The 14,544-nt window shown below is 71.7% G+C and carries 14 protein-coding genes; 8 read left to right on the forward strand and 6 right to left on the reverse strand.

Going from position 1 to position 14,544, the window contains the following annotated elements:
- The first annotated feature begins 185 nt into the window (after positions 1 to 185).
- The 3 genes from ACH45E_RS20660 (at position 186) to ACH45E_RS20670 (ending at position 3,391) form a co-directional block, all read left to right on the forward strand.
- Entirely contained in the window at positions 186 to 863 is a 678-nt protein-coding gene (locus ACH45E_RS20660) for a hypothetical protein (RefSeq protein WP_361443591.1), read from the forward strand.
- A 194-nt stretch (positions 864 to 1,057) separates the two neighbouring features.
- Positions 1,058 to 2,284 (forward strand): 4-hydroxybenzoate 3-monooxygenase, encoded by a 1,227-nt coding sequence (locus ACH45E_RS20665; protein WP_361443594.1) that lies wholly within the window; start codon positions 1,058 to 1,060, stop codon positions 2,282 to 2,284.
- Positions 2,285 to 2,509: 225 nt separating this feature from the next.
- Entirely contained in the window at positions 2,510 to 3,391 is an 882-nt protein-coding gene (locus tag ACH45E_RS20670; RefSeq protein ID WP_361443596.1) for a Bax inhibitor-1/YccA family protein, read from the forward strand.
- 136 nt (positions 3,392 to 3,527) lie between these two features.
- Here ACH45E_RS20670 and ACH45E_RS20675 read toward each other — a convergent pair whose 3' ends face one another.
- Positions 3,528 to 3,758, reverse strand: a complete 231-nt coding sequence (locus ACH45E_RS20675; RefSeq protein ID WP_361443599.1) for a DUF4287 domain-containing protein — start codon at positions 3,756 to 3,758, stop codon at positions 3,528 to 3,530.
- Between the two features lie 105 nt (positions 3,759 to 3,863).
- Here ACH45E_RS20675 and ACH45E_RS20680 point away from each other — a divergent pair, with 105 nt between their 5' ends.
- Entirely contained in the window at positions 3,864 to 4,175 is a 312-nt protein-coding gene (locus tag ACH45E_RS20680) for a hypothetical protein (protein ID WP_361443602.1), read from the forward strand.
- Between the two features lie 13 nt (positions 4,176 to 4,188).
- On the opposite strand, the gene ACH45E_RS20685 is transcribed toward ACH45E_RS20680, so the two are convergent.
- From ACH45E_RS20685 to ACH45E_RS20695, 3 genes are all read right to left on the reverse strand, one after another.
- Positions 4,189 to 4,977 carry a hypothetical protein gene (locus ACH45E_RS20685; RefSeq protein WP_361443605.1) on the reverse strand — a complete coding sequence of 263 codons (789 nt, stop codon included), beginning with the start codon at positions 4,975 to 4,977 and terminating at the stop codon, positions 4,189 to 4,191.
- Between the two features lie 293 nt (positions 4,978 to 5,270).
- On the reverse strand, positions 5,271 to 6,491 hold the full coding sequence (locus tag ACH45E_RS20690; RefSeq protein ID WP_361443608.1) for an acetyl-CoA C-acetyltransferase: 1,221 nt from the start codon (positions 6,489 to 6,491) through the stop codon (positions 5,271 to 5,273).
- Between the two features lie 332 nt (positions 6,492 to 6,823).
- Positions 6,824 to 7,849 carry an SGNH/GDSL hydrolase family protein gene (locus ACH45E_RS20695; protein WP_361443611.1) on the reverse strand — a complete coding sequence of 342 codons (1,026 nt, stop codon included), beginning with the start codon at positions 7,847 to 7,849 and terminating at the stop codon, positions 6,824 to 6,826.
- A gap of 160 nt (positions 7,850 to 8,009) precedes the next feature.
- On the opposite strand from ACH45E_RS20695, the gene ACH45E_RS20700 reads away from it, so the two are divergent.
- Complete coding sequence (locus tag ACH45E_RS20700) at positions 8,010 to 9,401, forward strand: cystathionine beta-synthase (protein WP_361443614.1); 1,392 nt, start codon at positions 8,010 to 8,012, stop codon at positions 9,399 to 9,401.
- Positions 9,402 to 9,730: 329 nt separating this feature from the next.
- Here the strand turns inward: ACH45E_RS20700 and ACH45E_RS20705 are convergent, their stop codons facing one another.
- Complete coding sequence (locus ACH45E_RS20705) at positions 9,731 to 10,588, reverse strand: helix-turn-helix transcriptional regulator (RefSeq protein ID WP_361443617.1); 858 nt, start codon at positions 10,586 to 10,588, stop codon at positions 9,731 to 9,733.
- Between the two features lie 146 nt (positions 10,589 to 10,734).
- Between ACH45E_RS20705 and ACH45E_RS20710 the strand changes: the two genes are divergently transcribed.
- Complete coding sequence (locus tag ACH45E_RS20710; protein ID WP_361443620.1) at positions 10,735 to 11,496, forward strand: SDR family oxidoreductase; 762 nt, start codon at positions 10,735 to 10,737, stop codon at positions 11,494 to 11,496.
- 12 nt (positions 11,497 to 11,508) lie between these two features.
- On the opposite strand, the gene ACH45E_RS20715 is transcribed toward ACH45E_RS20710, so the two are convergent.
- The gene (locus ACH45E_RS20715; protein WP_361443845.1) at positions 11,509 to 11,937 is read right to left on the reverse strand and encodes a hypothetical protein; all 429 of its coding nucleotides are present in this window, start codon (positions 11,935 to 11,937) and stop codon (positions 11,509 to 11,511) included.
- Between the two features lie 176 nt (positions 11,938 to 12,113).
- On the opposite strand from ACH45E_RS20715, the gene ACH45E_RS20720 reads away from it, so the two are divergent.
- Positions 12,114 to 13,658: an aromatic amino acid ammonia-lyase gene (locus ACH45E_RS20720; RefSeq protein WP_361443623.1), complete on the forward strand. Its 1,545-nt coding sequence runs from the start codon at positions 12,114 to 12,116 to the stop codon at positions 13,656 to 13,658.
- Entirely contained in the window at positions 13,655 to 14,497 is an 843-nt protein-coding gene (locus ACH45E_RS20725; protein ID WP_361443626.1) for a MurR/RpiR family transcriptional regulator, read from the forward strand. The genes ACH45E_RS20720 and ACH45E_RS20725 overlap by 4 nt, the downstream gene beginning before the upstream one ends.
- Positions 14,498 to 14,544: the final 47 nt, after the last annotated feature.

Here is a 14,544-nt window from a genome sequence, read left to right on the forward strand (position 1 = left end):
CGCGCCTGCGGCAGCCACCATCCGCGGGTCGGTGGCAGTACCAACCGCGCCTGGGGCGGGAGCCGACCGCCCGTCCGCGGCAGCCGTGAGCCGTGCGGCCACCATCCGCGCGTCCGCGGCGGCAGTCAGTCGTCCACCTGCGGCAGCTGCCAACCGTACGTGTCCGATCCATCGCTGGAGATCCCATGAACAGCCACCGGAAACCACGCTCCACCAGCAGCCCCCTCACCCAACGGGCGGTCCGCATAGGCCTCTTCGCCGCCGGTATCGCCGGTGTGGCGACCGCGGTGCCGGCCCAGGCCCAGGCCGTCACGCAGACGCACGTGGCGGTCGCGTCGGACGCCGTGTTCAGTCACGCCGACCGCGCGCACCACACGCAGACGCAGGACTCCTTCACCATCCGCCAGTTCGGCGACGTGAACGCCACCGCCGTCCGCAACCAGGCCAACGCGGTCTCGGCGGGCTGCTCGGCCGACGCTCACTGCCGGTCGGTGGCGCTGTCCTTCCAGATCGTCACGGTCACGGGGGACGAGACCCGGCTGAACGCCGTGAACCTCAGTGACGCGGCGAACAAGAAGTGCACCGGCTGTCAGACGCTGGCCGGCGCGTACCAGTTCGTCGTCTCCACGCCGACCCGGCTCACCCTCGACGACAGCGCCCGAGCGCGGCTCGCCGACATCCACCGCCGGCTGGACCAGCTGACCCGGTCCACGATTCCGGCGGCCGAGCTGAAGTCGAAGGTCGACGGACTCGCCGCGGAGGTCACCGGTGTCCTCCACGACGCGGTGGCGCAGGCTCCCAAGGGCGACACGCAGCCCGACGTGACCCTGCACCGCCACCTCGACGGCTGGCCGGGCCACTGACCGAGCTCCGCCGTCACCCCCCACCCTCCGCCGGGCCCGCGATTCCGACCGCGGGCCCGGCGGACGGCCGTGCGTAGGGGCCGTGACATCACCATTGACATCACCCGTGGGCGCGCGGAGACTCGACCGCGAGAAAAGTGAAGGAAATTTCACCAGGCGAACAGACGTGACAGGCGAACCGAAGGGAACGACCGATGCGCACCACCGTCGGCATCATCGGGGCCGGCCCCGCCGGACTCCTCCTCGCGCGGCTGCTGCACACCGCGGGTATCGACTCGGTCGTTCTCGAGAGCCGCGACCGTGACTACGTCGAGCACCGGCAGCGCGCCGGGATCCTGGAGCAGGGCACGGCGGACGTGCTCCGGGCGGTCGGCGCCGGGGAGCGCATGGACCGCGAGGGTCTGCGCCACGACGGGATCGAGCTGCGGTTCGCCAAGCGGCGCCATCGCGTGGACTTCCCCGCCCTCACCGGCGGCCGGTCCGTCATGGTGTACGCCCAGACCGAGGTCTGCAAGGACCTCATCGCCCTTCAGCTGAAGGAGGGCGGCCCGCTGCTGTTCGAGGCGGAGGCCCTCGCCGTCGAGGACGCCGACACCGACCGCCCCCGCGTCCCCTTCCGGCACGCGGGTGGCGAGGACGTGCTGGAGTGCGAGTACGTCGTCGGCTGCGACGGCTTCTGGGGGGTGTCGAGGAACGCCGTCCCCGCCGCGCTCTCCCAAGTCTTCGAACGGACGTACCCCTTCGGCTGGCTCGGCATCCTCGCCGACGTGGCCCCCTCGCACGACGAGCTGGTCTACGCCCGCCACGACCGAGGCTTCGCCCTGCTGTCCATGCGCCCGCCCGTCACCCGCCGCCACCCTTCCAAGGAAGTCGCTTCGCTCCCCATTGACTCCTTCGTCTCCCGCCTGTATCTCCAGGTGCCCGCCGGCACGGACGCGGAGAGCTGGGCCGACGGTGAGATCTGGGACGAGCTGGAGCGCCGGTTCGAGACCGCCGACGGCTGGCGGCTGGAACGCGGGCCCGTCACCCAGAAGTCGGTGACCCCGATGCGTTCCTTCGTCCACGAGCCCATGCGGCACGGCCGCCTCTTCCTCGCCGGCGACGCCGCCCACATCGTGCCGCCGACCGGCGCCAAGGGGCTGAATCTCGCCGTCGGGGACGTCGTCACCTTCGCGCGGGCGCTGACCCACCGGCGGGACACCGGTTCGGCGGAACTGCTCGACGCCTACTCCGCTACCTGTCTGCGCCGCGTCTGGCAGGCCGAACGGTTCTCCTACGACATGACGACACTGCTCCACCGAGCCCCGGACGCCACCCCGTTCGAGGACCGCCTCCAGCTCGCCCGGCTGGCCCGGATCGCCTCCTCGCGGGCGGCCGACAACGACCTGGCCGAGGCGTACACGGGCTTCCCGTTCGACTGAGGGCGTGGCCGCCGCGCGGCCGTCACGCGGCCGTCATCCCTGTCCGGTTCCGGCTGTGTACCAGTTCGGTGAGGAATGGATCCCTCCGTGGCTGGGAATCACGCATCCGCGTAGCGTGTTGGCCAGCACGGACAGGGAAAGATCCTCCTCAAGTATTAGGATCATTCCTTTGCCAATCTATTACTCTTGAGCCAAGGCCACGAAGGGTGGCCATGGAGGAGTGAAATGAGGAGCAGCAACCCGGTCTTCTCGCGACGGGGGTTCAGCCGCGACAACGGCTACGCGGGCTTCAACACCGCGCCGCAGGCCGGGCACGCGCAGGGCAACCCGTATGCGCAGCAGGGCAACCCCTACGCGCAGAACCCCTACGCGACCAACCAGTACGCCCAGACGGACCAGCAGTACGGCGCTCCGCCGCAGGCCCCGGCCGCCACCGGCCGGATGACGATGGACGACGTCGTCATGCGCTCGGCCATGACGCTCGGCACCGTCGCCGTCGGCGCGGTCCTCGCCTGGGCCCTGCTTCCCGTCTCGGCCGGCAGCTACGGCCTGGCGGTCGGATCCGCGCTGGTCGCGATGGTCCTGGCGCTCGTCCAGAGCTTCAAGCGCACCCCCTCGCCCGCGCTGATCCTGGGATACGCCGCCTTCGAGGGCGTCTTCCTCGGCGTGATCAGCGAGATGTACAACAGCCGGTGGAGCGGCGCCCCGTTCCAGGCGGTGCTCGGCACGATGGCGGTCTCGGGGGCCACCCTCCTGATCTACAAGGCGGGCTGGATCCGCGTCACCGCCCGGTACGCCCGGATCGGTCTGGCCATCGCCATGGCGTTCATCCTGGTCATGGCGGTCAACCTGCTGCTGGTGGTGTTCGGCGTCGCCGAGGACGGCGGTCTGCGCAGCTTCGGCCCGCTGGGCGCGGCCGTGGGCATCCTGGCGGTGCTCATCGGCGCGTTCTTCCTGACCCTCGACTTCAAGCAGATCGAGGACGGCATCGCCTACGGCGCCCCGCGCCAGGAGGCCTGGCTGGCCGCGTTCGGCCTCACCCTGACCCTGGTGTGGATCTACGTGGAGATGCTGCGGCTCGCGGCCATCTTCACCAGCAGCGACTAGTACAGCAGCAGCGACTGGTCACAGCGACCGGTCACCGCCCAGCGGCAGTGAGAAGGGCCCCGGGTTCGCCCCGGGGCCCTTCGCCGTGTGTGGGTGCTGTCTGCGGATGCGCTGCCAGGGCCTGGCCCGTGTCGCCCTAGCGCAGCTTGCGCGCGGCCCTCCTCAGGTCGTACTCGTGGACGATCGCCTTGGCGTGGCCGTACGCGAGGTTGTGCTCGTGCCGGAGCCAGCTGACTTTTTCCTCGAAGCGGAAGAGAGAGGGTCCGTCTTCGACGGTGCGCAACCAGTCGGAGACTTCACGACCGGTGCACTGGGGGATGCGGGCGAGCAGGTTGCGGTGGGTCTCCTCGGAGAAGAGTTGGGACATCGGCACCTCCGAACGCAAAGGGGATGTAAGCCGGTCCTTCACGTCACCGTGCCCTAGCGTTGCCGTGTTGGCAACAGTCCCGCTCGGACGCGTTACGCTCACGGCGTGGTTGATACGACGCCCCTGACCCGTGCCGTGGATCACTTCGCCGACCGTTTGCGGGCGGCGCCGCAGTCCCGACTGCAACGGAGCGCTGCCGCTGAGGCTCTGCGACTGGGCCGGGAGCTGGCCGTGTGGGCCCAGCGGCTCGAGGACCCTTCGGGGGAGCCGCGGGAGATGCCGGACGCGGGGATGTTCGCGGCGGCCGACCAAATCACCGTGGCCGGGCATGACTTGGCGGTCGTGCTGTCGAGTGACGTCGAGGTCGACGAAGCGGTGAGGCTGGTGGCGGAGGCGCAGAAGAGGGCGGGGGTCTGACCGGCTCGGTGCCTCAGAGCGAGGCGATGACCCTGTCCGCCAGGATGTAGACGCTCTCCTCGCCGCACGCGAACGTCAGCGTGTACGCGCCCGAGATGCCGGAGCCGCCCAGCAGGTGCGGCTTCTCGCCGGCGCGCAGGGCCGCCGCCAGGCGTTCGGCGGTCTCGCGGTGGCCGGGGGTCATGCACAGGGTCGTACCGTCGGCGAAGACGTAGACGTCGAGGGTGCCGAGGGGGCCGGGGCGTACGTCGGTCAGTTCCGTGCGGGACTCGGCGAGCCCTTCCAGGACGGTGACCGTGCGTTCGTGGTCGCCCACGACCGGCGACTGGACCGGGACGAAGTCGGGGTGGGAGGGGTGGCGGCGGCGGGCCGCGGCCAGCTCCGGGGACTCTCCGGCGAACTCGTCGTTGTCCGGGCCGGGCTCCGTCACCGGCTCCAGGCCCGCGAAGTCGGCCGTACGGGGCAGGAACAGCTCGCTGTCGGGGAGACCGAGCAGGGTGGGCATGTCGGAGGCCTCACGGGCCTCCTGGGCGGCCCAGAACGCCCGGGCCTCGGCCAGCTCGCGCTCCCGCTCCTCGGCGAGTGCCTCGGCGACGGCCGCCCGTATCTCCTCGGCCTCGGCGGTCCGGGCGGCGGGCACCAGGGCGCGCGTCGCGGCGGCGTCGTTCTGGGTGGTCTCGGCGAGCTGCGTGCGCAGGGCCGCGAGCTGCCGCCGCAGGCCCAGAAGGGTGCGCAGGACGGCGACGCCCACGGCGCCGGTGGCGGCCGTGGTGACCAGCAGGGCGATCGGCATGGCGCTCACTGACGTACTCCCGGTTAAAAGTCGACCCCCGACTTCCTACATCAGCTTGAAGGGCGGACTAACCAGCTGTCAGTGCGTAACGTCACGAAACGGACAGATCCCTGTCGTGGGCTTCTGTGTGCAGCCGCTCTGACCTGCCTTGACATCTCCCGGGGGAGATAGGTCACATCCTGGGGGAGATTGGATCACAAACCGGCCCGGCGTTCGAGGTTTTCTCGAAGGCCGGGCCGGAGGGTCACTTTGGGTCCGGTGACCGCTACTTTACGGCTGCGTCAAGGCCGCGTGAACGGCGCTCAGCTGAGGCGCTCGATGACCATCGCCATGCCCTGGCCGCCGCCGACGCACATCGTCTCCAGGCCGAACTGCTTGTCGTGGAACTGGAGCGAGTTGATGAGCGTGCCGGTGATGCGGGCGCCGGTCATGCCGAACGGGTGGCCGACGGCGATGGCGCCACCGTTGACGTTCAGCTTGTCGAGGTCGATGCCGAGGTCGCGGTAGGAGGGGATCACCTGGGCGGCGAAGGCCTCGTTGATCTCGACCAGGTCGATGTCGTCGATCGTCAGGCCGGCGCGCCGGAGGGCCTGCTTGCTGGCCTCGACCGGGCCGAGGCCCATGATCTCGGGGGACAGGCCGGAGACGCCGGTCGACACGATGCGGGCGAGCGGGGTCAGGCCCAGCTCGCGGGCCTTGGTGTCGGACATGATGACGAGCGCGGCGGCGCCGTCGTTGAGCGGGCAGCAGTTGGCGGCGGTGACCATGCCGTCCGGGCGGAAGACCGGCTTGAGGCCCTGGACGCCCTCCAGCGTGACGCCGGCGCGCGGGCCGTCGTCCTTGCTGACGACCGTGCCGTCGGGGAGGGTGACCGGGGTGATCTCGCGCTCCCAGAAGCCGTTCTTGATGGCTTCCTCGGCGAGGTTCTGGGAGCGGACGCCGAACTCGTCCATGTCCTGGCGGGTGACGCCCTTCAGGCGGGCGAGGTTCTCCGCGGTCTGGCCCATCGCGATGTAGGCGTCCGGGGCGAGGCCGTCCTCGCGCGGGTCGTGCCAGGTGGTGCCCTCCTGCTCCGCGACGGCGGCGGTACGGGCCTCGGCCTCGGCGAAGAAGGGGTTGTGGGTGTCCGGCACGCTGTCGGAGTTGCCCTTGACGAACCGGGAGACCGTCTCGACGCCGGCCGAGATGAAGACGTCGCCCTCGCCGGCCTTGATGGCGTGCAGGGCCATGCGGCTGGTCTGCAGCGAGGAGGAACAGTAACGGGTGATCGTGCAGCCCGGCAGGTGGTCCATGCCCATCTGCACGGCGACGATCCGGCCGAGGTTGTTGCCCTGCTCGCCGCCCGGGAGGCCACAGCCGAGCATCAGGTCGTCGATGTCCCTGGGGTCCAGCTCGGGGACCTTCGCCAGGGCGGCCTGGATGATCGTGGCGGTCAGGTCGTCCGGGCGCAGGTCCTTGAGAGAGCCCTTGAAGGCGCGGCCGATCGGGGAACGGGCGGTCGAGACGATGACGGCTTCGGGCATCACGGCTCCATTGGCGTACGGGGAGTTGGGCTGGGGGCTTCCTGCGAAGTTACCCGTACGTATGGCCCAGGTCACGAGTAACGGGGTGTGACCCTGACCGCAGTTTCTAAGCGCTTGCTTTCTCGCCCCCGCCGCCCCTGCCCATTCCCGCCCCCAGGGGCTCCGCCCCTTCGACCCCACGGGGGCTCCGCCCCCTGCCCCCCGGCGGGCTGTGCCCCTGCGCCCCCGCGTCCTTCCCCCCCGGCGGGGTTGTGCCCCTGCGCCCCGGCGGGCCTGCGCCCCGGCGGGCCTGGACCCCGGCGGGCCTGTACCCCGGCGGGCCTGCGCCCCCGCTACGGCGAGGGTGTCGGCTCGGAGGTGGGCTGGGGTTCTGGGAGCCTCCTTCGGCGCCGGCGTTTGAGGAGGGCCCAGGGGCCGCGGGGGCCGGTCGGCATCGCTGCCGTGACCTCCGTGCCGGCCTCGTCCGCGGCTTCGGCTGCCGCGCGGGCCACCGGGAGGAAGCCCTCGCGGCGCGAGACGTCCGGGCGGTCCTCCTCCGCCGGCCAGAGGCCGAGGGCGGCGCATACGGTCGGGAGGACCGCCATCGCCGCCGTGGCGTAGCCCTCGGCGGAGGGGTGGTAGTTGTCGGGGCCGAACAGCTCACGCGGATTCGCGGCGAACTCGGGGCCCAGCAGGTCGCCCAGCGACACCGTGCGGCCGCCCTGCTCGACCACCCCGATCGTCTGGGCCGCCGCCAGCTGCCGGGAGGCGCGCCGGGCCAGCCAGCGCAACGGCTGCTGCACCGGCTCGATGGTGCCCAGATCGGGGCACGTGCCGACCACCACCTCGGCACCGGCCGTGCGCAGCCGCCGTACCGCCGCCGCCAGATGACGGACCGAGCGGGTCGGGGGCATCCGGTGCGTGACATCGTTCGCACCGATCATGATCACGCAGATGTCGGCGGCGGACGGATCCGCGAGGACCAGCGCCACCTGGCGGTCCAGGTCGTCCGACTGGGCCCCCGGCTGGGCGACATTGCGCAGCTCCACCGACCGCTCCGCCACCGCCGACAGTCCCGCGGCCAGCAGCGCGCCCGGTGTCTGCCCGGCCCGGTGCACCCCCTGGCCGGCGGCCGTGGAGTCGCCCAGGACGGTCAGGCGCAGCGGCGGTTCGCCGGGGATGTCGTACTCGGCGCCGTACCGGCCGTCCGCCACCGGCACCCGGCCGCGCGTGCCGTTGCCCACGTGCCGCTTGGCCAGCCGCAGCTCCGCCAGCACCACACCGACGGTGGCCGCGCCGACCAGCCCGACCCCGCCACCGCCGTACGCCGCACCGGCCGCGATCCGCCGGGCCACTCTCGCCCTCGACATGCTCGTCATGCCTCGTGGCCACCTCCTTCAAGCCGTACACCCACTCCTTGCCCCGTACAGCCCGTGCGCCAATCTCAACGCGGAGTGAAGGCCGTCGTGGCGTCGTCGGGGGCCGTAGGCTGGCGGGACCAATCACGACCACATCTTTTTGCGGCAACCGGAGACAACGGTGCGATTCCACGACTCGATGATCAGCCTCGTCGGCAACACCCCGCTGCTGAGGCTCAACAGTGTGACCAAGGGGATCCGGGCGACCGTCCTGGCCAAGGTGGAGTACTTCAACCCGGGCGGTTCCGTGAAGGACCGCATCGCCCTGCGCATGATCGAGGCCGCCGAGCAGAGCGGGGAGCTCAAGCCGGGCGGCACCATCGTCGAGCCGACCAGCGGCAACACCGGCGTGGGCCTGGCCATCGTGGCCCAGCAGAAGGGGTACAAGTGCATCTTCGTGTGCCCCGACAAGGTGAGCACCGACAAGATCAACGTGCTGCGGGCGTACGGCGCCGAGGTGGTCGTGTGCCCGACCGCCGTGGATCCGGAGCACCCGGACTCGTACTACAACGTCTCCGACCGGCTGGTGCGTGAGACGCCCGGCGCCTGGAAGCCCGACCAGTACTCCAACCCCAACAACCCGCTCTCGCACTATCACTCGACCGGCCCCGAGCTGTGGGAGCAGACCGAGGGGAAGATCACCCACTTCGTGGCGGGCGTCGGCACCGGCGGCACCATCTCCGGCACCGGCCGCTACCTGAAGGACGTCAGCGACGGCAAGGTCCAGGTCGTCGGCGCCGACCCGGAGGGCTCGGTCTACTCCGGCGGCTCCGGACGGCCGTACCTCGTCGAGGGCGTCGGTGAGGACTTCTGGCCGACCGCCTACGACCGGACGGTGGCGGACGAGATCGTCGCCGTGTCCGACAAGGACTCCTTCCAGATGACCCGGCGGCTGGCGAAGGAGGAGGGGCTGCTGGTCGGCGGCTCCTGCGGTATGGCCGTCGTGGCGGCCCTCAAGGTCGCCGAGCGGCTCGGCCCGGACGACGTCGTCGTGGTCCTGCTCCCGGACAGCGGCCGCGGCTACCTCAGCAAGATCTTCAACGACGAGTGGATGGCCGACTACGGCTTCCTCGAGGACGAGGGCCCCAGCGCCCGGGTCGCGGACGTCCTCCAGGACAAGGTGGCCGGCTCCATCCCGTCCCTGGTCCACATGCACCCCGACGAGACCGTCGGCGAGGCCATCGAGGTGCTGCGCGAGTACGGCGTCTCGCAGATGCCGGTGGTCAAGCCGGGCGCCGGTCACCCGGACGTGATGGCCGCCGAGGTCGTCGGGTCGGTCGTGGAGCGGGAGTTGCTCGACGCGCTGTTCAACAAGCGGGCCTCGCTGGAGGATCCGCTGGAGAAGCACATGGGCGCCCCGCTGCCCCAGGTCGGCTCCGGCGAGCCGGTCGGGGACCTGATGTCGGTGCTCGGTTCGGCGGACGCCGCGATCGTCCTCGTCGAGGGCAAGCCGACCGGTGTGGTCAGCCGGCAGGACCTGCTGTCCTTCCTCGCCAAGGGCGGGAAGCAGTAGCGAACGTCCGGTGAACCGCCGGTGTCGCGGCGGAACTTGCGGTGTCCTACCGAAGTGGTGGACTTCGCGGAAGTGGTACGAGCGCGTCACGTGCGCGCAGCACCCGCTTAACACGGGTCCGGCACATTAGTGGGTGTCGGCAGGGCGGGAGCGGCTCCCCGTCCCGGCCGGCGCCCAGCGGCGCCAAGGACCTCCGGAGCGGCTCCCGGACCTCCAAGGACGCCACGGACGCGCAAGCCCGGCCCTGACCCGGCCCGCGTCCCCCGCGGGGACCGCCGTCGTCCCGCCCCCCGGCAACGGGGGTGCGGCGGTCCCCGCGCAATTCTTTCTCAGCGGGCGTGCGCGGATTCCCAACTGGCCAGCAGCGCCAGCCGTTCGGCCGTCTCCGAGCCCGGCTCCGGGGTGTAGACCACGATCGTCTGCTCCGGGTCCGCCGGGGTGGTCAGGGACTCGTACGGGAGGGTCAGCAGGCCCGCCACCGGGTGCCGGATCTTCTTCACGCCGTACGCGCACTCCGCGACCTGGTGGTCGGCCCACAGACGGCGGAACTCCTCGCTCTTGACGGACAGTTCGCCGACCAGGGCGCACAGCCCGGGGTCGTCGGCGTACACGCCCGCGGCCAGGCGCAGGTAGGCCACCGTCTGGACGGCCACCGCGGACCACTCCGGGTAGAAGTCCCGGCTCGCGGGGTCGAGGAAGAAGTAGCGGGGGATGTTCCGCTCCTCGGGGGCCATGCGGCTGAAGCCGTTCACCGCGTCCCCGAGAGCGTTCCAGGCCAGTACGTCCATACGGCGGCCGAGGACGAAGGCCGGGCTGTGTTCCATGCCGTCCAGCAGCAGCTGCACGCCGGGGCGTACGCGGGGCGCGGGCGGGCGCTTGCCCTGCTTCTGCCGGGGCCGCGCCACCGTCCGCAGGTACTCGTGCTCGGTCTCGTCCATCCGCAGCACCCGGGCGATCGCGTCCAGCACGGCATCCGAGACTCCCCCAGACTTCGTCCGGGAGGTGCCCCCAGGGCCCCGCCCCTGCTCCAGCCGGATGTAGTAGTCGACGCTCACCCCGGCCAGCTGCGCCACCTCCTCGCGGCGCAGCCCGGGCACCCGGCGCCGTCCGTGCGAGGCCAGCCCCACCTCCTCGGGCTGGATGCGGGCGCGGCGCGAGCGCAGAAAGTCTCCGAGATCCCCGTCCATGGGTTCGATGGTAGGGGAGAGGCCGGCCGCGAACCTGGTACTGGCAGACCCAGGAAAAGCGCATCCCTGGGTACGGCCGGGACGGCGGCGCAGGGTGGTGAGTGCCGCCGGGGAGACGCCCCGGCAGCGAACCGAGGGAGCCACCCATGTCGTACGAGAACCTTTCCGGCCGTACCGCCGTCGTCACCGGGGCTGCCAGCGGAATCGGCCAGGCAGTCGCCGTGCTGCTGGCCGCGAACGGCGCGCGGGTCGTGCTGCTCGCCCGGCGCGGGGAGCGGCTGGAGGAGATCGCCGCGAAGATCCGCTCCGACGGCGGGCAGGCGCTGGCGGTCGTCGCCGACGTCACCGACGACGCGTCCGTGCGGGCCGCCAAGGAGCGGATCGAGGAGGCGTACGGGTCCGTGGACCTGGTCGTCAACAACGCCGGCGTCATGCTGCCCCACCCGATCGACGACGGCCGGCTCGACGAGTGGCAGCGGATGCTCGACACCAACGTGAGCGGAGTGCTGCGGGTGATCCGCGCCTTCACCGCCGACCTGGTGGGGGCCGCCGCCGAGGGCCGTACCGCGGACCTGGTGAACATCTCCTCGATCGGCGCCCACATCACGTTCCCCAACTACGCGGTGTACGGGGCGACCAAGGCCGCCGTCACGTATCTGTCCCAGTCGCTGCGCACCGAGTTCGGGCCGCGCGACGTGCGGGTCACCAACATCGAGCCGGGGCTGACGCAGTCCGAGCTCGGGACGCACGTGGGCAGTGCGGCGCTGGCCGGTGAGCTCGACCGCATGTTCGAGGGGATCGGCGGGCTGGCCTCGGACGAGGTCGCGGACGTCGTCGCCTACGCGACGAGCCGCCCCCGGCACGTGAACCTGCGGCAGATCATGGTGCTGCCGACCCGGCAGGCGTGAGGGGCACTCCGGTCATTCCTCCCAGTCGGAGTCCTGGGAGGAGGCGCGGCGCCGCCCGTCGAACAGGCCCGGGTTGGCGCGGACCGCCTGGACGGCGTTGACGCCCACGATGCCCGCCCAGGCGGTGAGCATGCCGGGCAGGTGTGCGATGCCGCCGCCGATCGCCGACAGCGGGATCGCCAGCACCAGCGAGACGATGCCGAAGCCGAAGCGCTCACCCCAGGAGTCCCCGTTCCTCGGCTCCCGGCTGCCCCGGGCGACCTGGAGCTGCTGCTCGGCCAGCTGCCGGCGCACCCGGCGCTCCACCGCGCCGTCGATACGCTGCTCGACCTTCTCCAGGAACGAGTCCACCAGCGCGGACTCGTACTCCTCACCCAGCTCCCTGCGCGCTTGCAGGGTGGCGTCGAGTTCCTTCTTCAGATCGGCGTCCCGCGCCTCCATAGCGGTCATGAGGACACGGTAGGGAGCGGGGACGCCCGCCGCACTGGGGTTAGCCCCCCTACTTGGTGCCGTGCCGCACCGGATCATGAGATGCCACTTGCTTGGCTGTATGAGGTCATGCAGAGTTCTTGGTGTCTGAATAGGTGAATGTTCGGATGGAGGGGGCTTTGGACTTCATGCCGTCTCGGGTGGTGGACAGACCGGGAACCGCGACCCCCGAGCACCGCGGACTCGTCGTCCTCGACGGAGTCGGCCTCGGCGTGGCGGACGTCGTGCGGCTCGCCGACGGCGCGGCCCGGCCGGTGCCGGGCACCGACGCGATGAAGCGGGTGGCGGAGTCCTGGGACGCGGCCCGGCAGATCGCCGCGACCGGGCGGGTCTACGGCCGCTCCACCGGCGTGGGCGCCAACCGGAACGAGGACGTGCCCACCGAGGCCGCCGCCGGACACGGCCTGCGTCTGCTGCGCAGCCACGCCGGCGCCATCGGCGCGGAACTGCCGGCCCGTCAGGTACGGGCGACGCTCGCCGTCCGCGCCAACCAGCTCCTGGCCGGGGGTGCCGGTCTGCGCCCCAGCATCGTCACCGCCCTGTGCGAGGCCCTGGAGACGGGCGCGTACCCGGTCGTCAACGAGTTCGGCTCCGTCGGTACCGGGGACATCGCGGCCCTGGCACAGGTCGGGCTGGCACTGGCGGGCGAGCAGCCGTGGCGGGGGCCGGACGGGCCCACCTCACCGCCCGCCGTCCGCGCGCCCGAGCCGCAGCCCCTCGACAACAACGACGCCCTCGCCCTGATCAGCAGCAACGCGCTCACCCTCGGCCAGTCCGCCCTGGCCCTGCACGAGCTGCGCGGACTCGTCGCCGCCACCCAGGTCGTCGCGGCCCTCTCCCTGCTGGCCGTGGACGGCTCGCACGAGGCCTACGCCGCTCCCGTGCACGAGGCCCGCCCGCACCGGGGCAGCGCGGAAGTGGCGCGCCGCATGCGGCAGCTGATCGGCGCCGCCGACCGGCCCACGCCGCCGCTCGGCCGTATCCAGGACCCCTACGGCTTCCGCTGCCTGCCCCAGGTCCACGGCCCCGCGCACGACGCGGCGGACCTGCTGGAGGAGGTGCTCACGACAGAGATCAACGCGGCCGCCGAGAACCCCCTCATCTGCCCCGAGGACATGGCCGCCTACCACCACGGCGGCTTCTACCAGGCCCAACTGTCCCTCACACTGGACCACTTCAGGCTGGCGATCACCCAGGTGGCCCGGCTGTCCACGTCCCGGCTGTCCACCCTCAACGAGCCCGCCTACACCCGGCTGCGCCCCTTCCTCGCCGACCACGAGGCCGCCTCCTCCGGAGTGATGATCCTGGAGTACGCCGCCGAAGCCGCCCTCGGCGAGCTGCGCGCGTTCTCGGCTCCCGCGTCGCTCGGTCACGCTGTACTCTCCCGGGGCGTCGAGGAACAGGCCAGCTTCGCCTCGCTCGCCGCCCGGCAGACGCTGCGTGCCTGTGGTGCGTACCGTCTGGTGGTCGGCTGCGAACTCGTCGCCGCCGTGCGCGCGCTGCGTCAGCGCGACCTCAGGCCGGACCCGGAACTGCCGGTCGGACGCGCGCTGGCACTGGCGGAGTCGGTGCTCGACGACGACCAGGCCGACCGGCCGCTCACGGACGACGTGTCGGCGGCGGCCGCACTGCTCGACCGGTTCACGGACATCTGGAGGGGGAGCACGTCATGAGCGTGACCGACAGTCCTGCCGCCCGCTTGCAGGCGCTCTTCGAAGGGCACCGGCTCACGCCGACCCAGCGGCGCATCGCGCACAGCATGGTGCGGCGGGCCGGCGACGTGCCCTTCCTGTCCAGCGTGGAGCTGGCCGAGCTGGCCGGGGTCAGCCAGCCCTCGGTGACCCGTTTCGCGGTCGCGCTCGGCTTCGACGGCTACCCGGCCCTGCGCAAGCACCTGCGCGAGGTCGTGCCCGCCGAACCCGCGGTGGGCTCGGCGCCGTACAACGAGTACCAGCAGGCCGTGGAGAGCGAGATCGAGAACCTCCGGCACCTCGCGGAGGTGCTGGCCGACCCGCGTCCGGTGCAGCGGGCCGGCCGGCTCCTCGCCGCCTCCCGTCCGCTGCCGGTGCTCGGACTGCGGGCCGCCGCCTCCCAGGCCTACGGCTTCGCGTACTTCGCCGCCAAGGTCCATCCGGACGTCCGGCTGCTGGGCGAGGGCGGCACGATGATCCACGACCGCGTCGACGCGGCCGTCCGGGCCGGGGCCACCACCCTGCTGTGCTTCGCGCTGCCGCGGCATCCCCGCGAGGTCGTCGACACCCTCGCCTACGCCAAGGAGGCGGGCCTGACCGTGGTCACCGTCGCCGACTCGGCGTTCGCGCCGGTCGCCAAGGTGTCCGACCTGCTGCTGCCGGCCGCCGTCGGCACCGGGCTCGCCTTCGACACCGCGTGCGCGCCGATGCTGCTGGGGCGGGTGCTGCTGGAGGCCATGTGCGACGACCTGCCGGACGCCCAGGCGCGGCTGGAGGAGTTCGACGCGCGGGCGTCGGCACGGGGGCTGTTCGTGGAATGACCCGGTGTTCCCGGCTCTGTTCTCAGACTGGTCTCACCTTCGCTCGC

Origin of the sequence: Streptomyces sp. NPDC020299, from assembly GCF_044387825.1 — a bacterium.
Taxonomy (GTDB): Bacteria; Actinomycetota; Actinomycetes; order Streptomycetales; family Streptomycetaceae; genus Streptomyces.

What these genes read in the sequence shown, in the direction of transcription:
- ACH45E_RS20670 (WP_361443596.1), top strand. Translation starts at nt 2,510, where the DNA reads ATGAGGAGCAGCAACCCGGTCTTCTCGCGACGGGGGTTCAGCCGCGAC.
- ACH45E_RS20665 (WP_361443594.1), top strand. Translation starts at nt 1,058, where the DNA reads ATGCGCACCACCGTCGGCATCATCGGGGCCGGCCCCGCCGGACTCCTC.
- ACH45E_RS20705 (WP_361443617.1), bottom strand. Translation starts at nt 10,588, where the DNA reads ATGGACGGGGATCTCGGAGACTTTCTGCGCTCGCGCCGCGCCCGCATC.
- ACH45E_RS20710 (WP_361443620.1), top strand. Translation starts at nt 10,735, where the DNA reads ATGTCGTACGAGAACCTTTCCGGCCGTACCGCCGTCGTCACCGGGGCT.
- ACH45E_RS20715 (WP_361443845.1), bottom strand. Translation starts at nt 11,937, where the DNA reads ATGGAGGCGCGGGACGCCGATCTGAAGAAGGAACTCGACGCCACCCTG.
- ACH45E_RS20690 (WP_361443608.1), bottom strand. Translation starts at nt 6,491, where the DNA reads ATGCCCGAAGCCGTCATCGTCTCGACCGCCCGTTCCCCGATCGGCCGC.
- ACH45E_RS20695 (WP_361443611.1), bottom strand. Translation starts at nt 7,849, where the DNA reads ATGACGAGCATGTCGAGGGCGAGAGTGGCCCGGCGGATCGCGGCCGGT.
- ACH45E_RS20675 (WP_361443599.1), bottom strand. Translation starts at nt 3,758, where the DNA reads ATGTCCCAACTCTTCTCCGAGGAGACCCACCGCAACCTGCTCGCCCGC.
- ACH45E_RS20720 (WP_361443623.1), top strand. Translation starts at nt 12,114, where the DNA reads ATGCCGTCTCGGGTGGTGGACAGACCGGGAACCGCGACCCCCGAGCAC.
- ACH45E_RS20660 (WP_361443591.1), top strand. Translation starts at nt 186, where the DNA reads ATGAACAGCCACCGGAAACCACGCTCCACCAGCAGCCCCCTCACCCAA.
- ACH45E_RS20725 (WP_361443626.1), top strand. Translation starts at nt 13,655, where the DNA reads ATGAGCGTGACCGACAGTCCTGCCGCCCGCTTGCAGGCGCTCTTCGAA.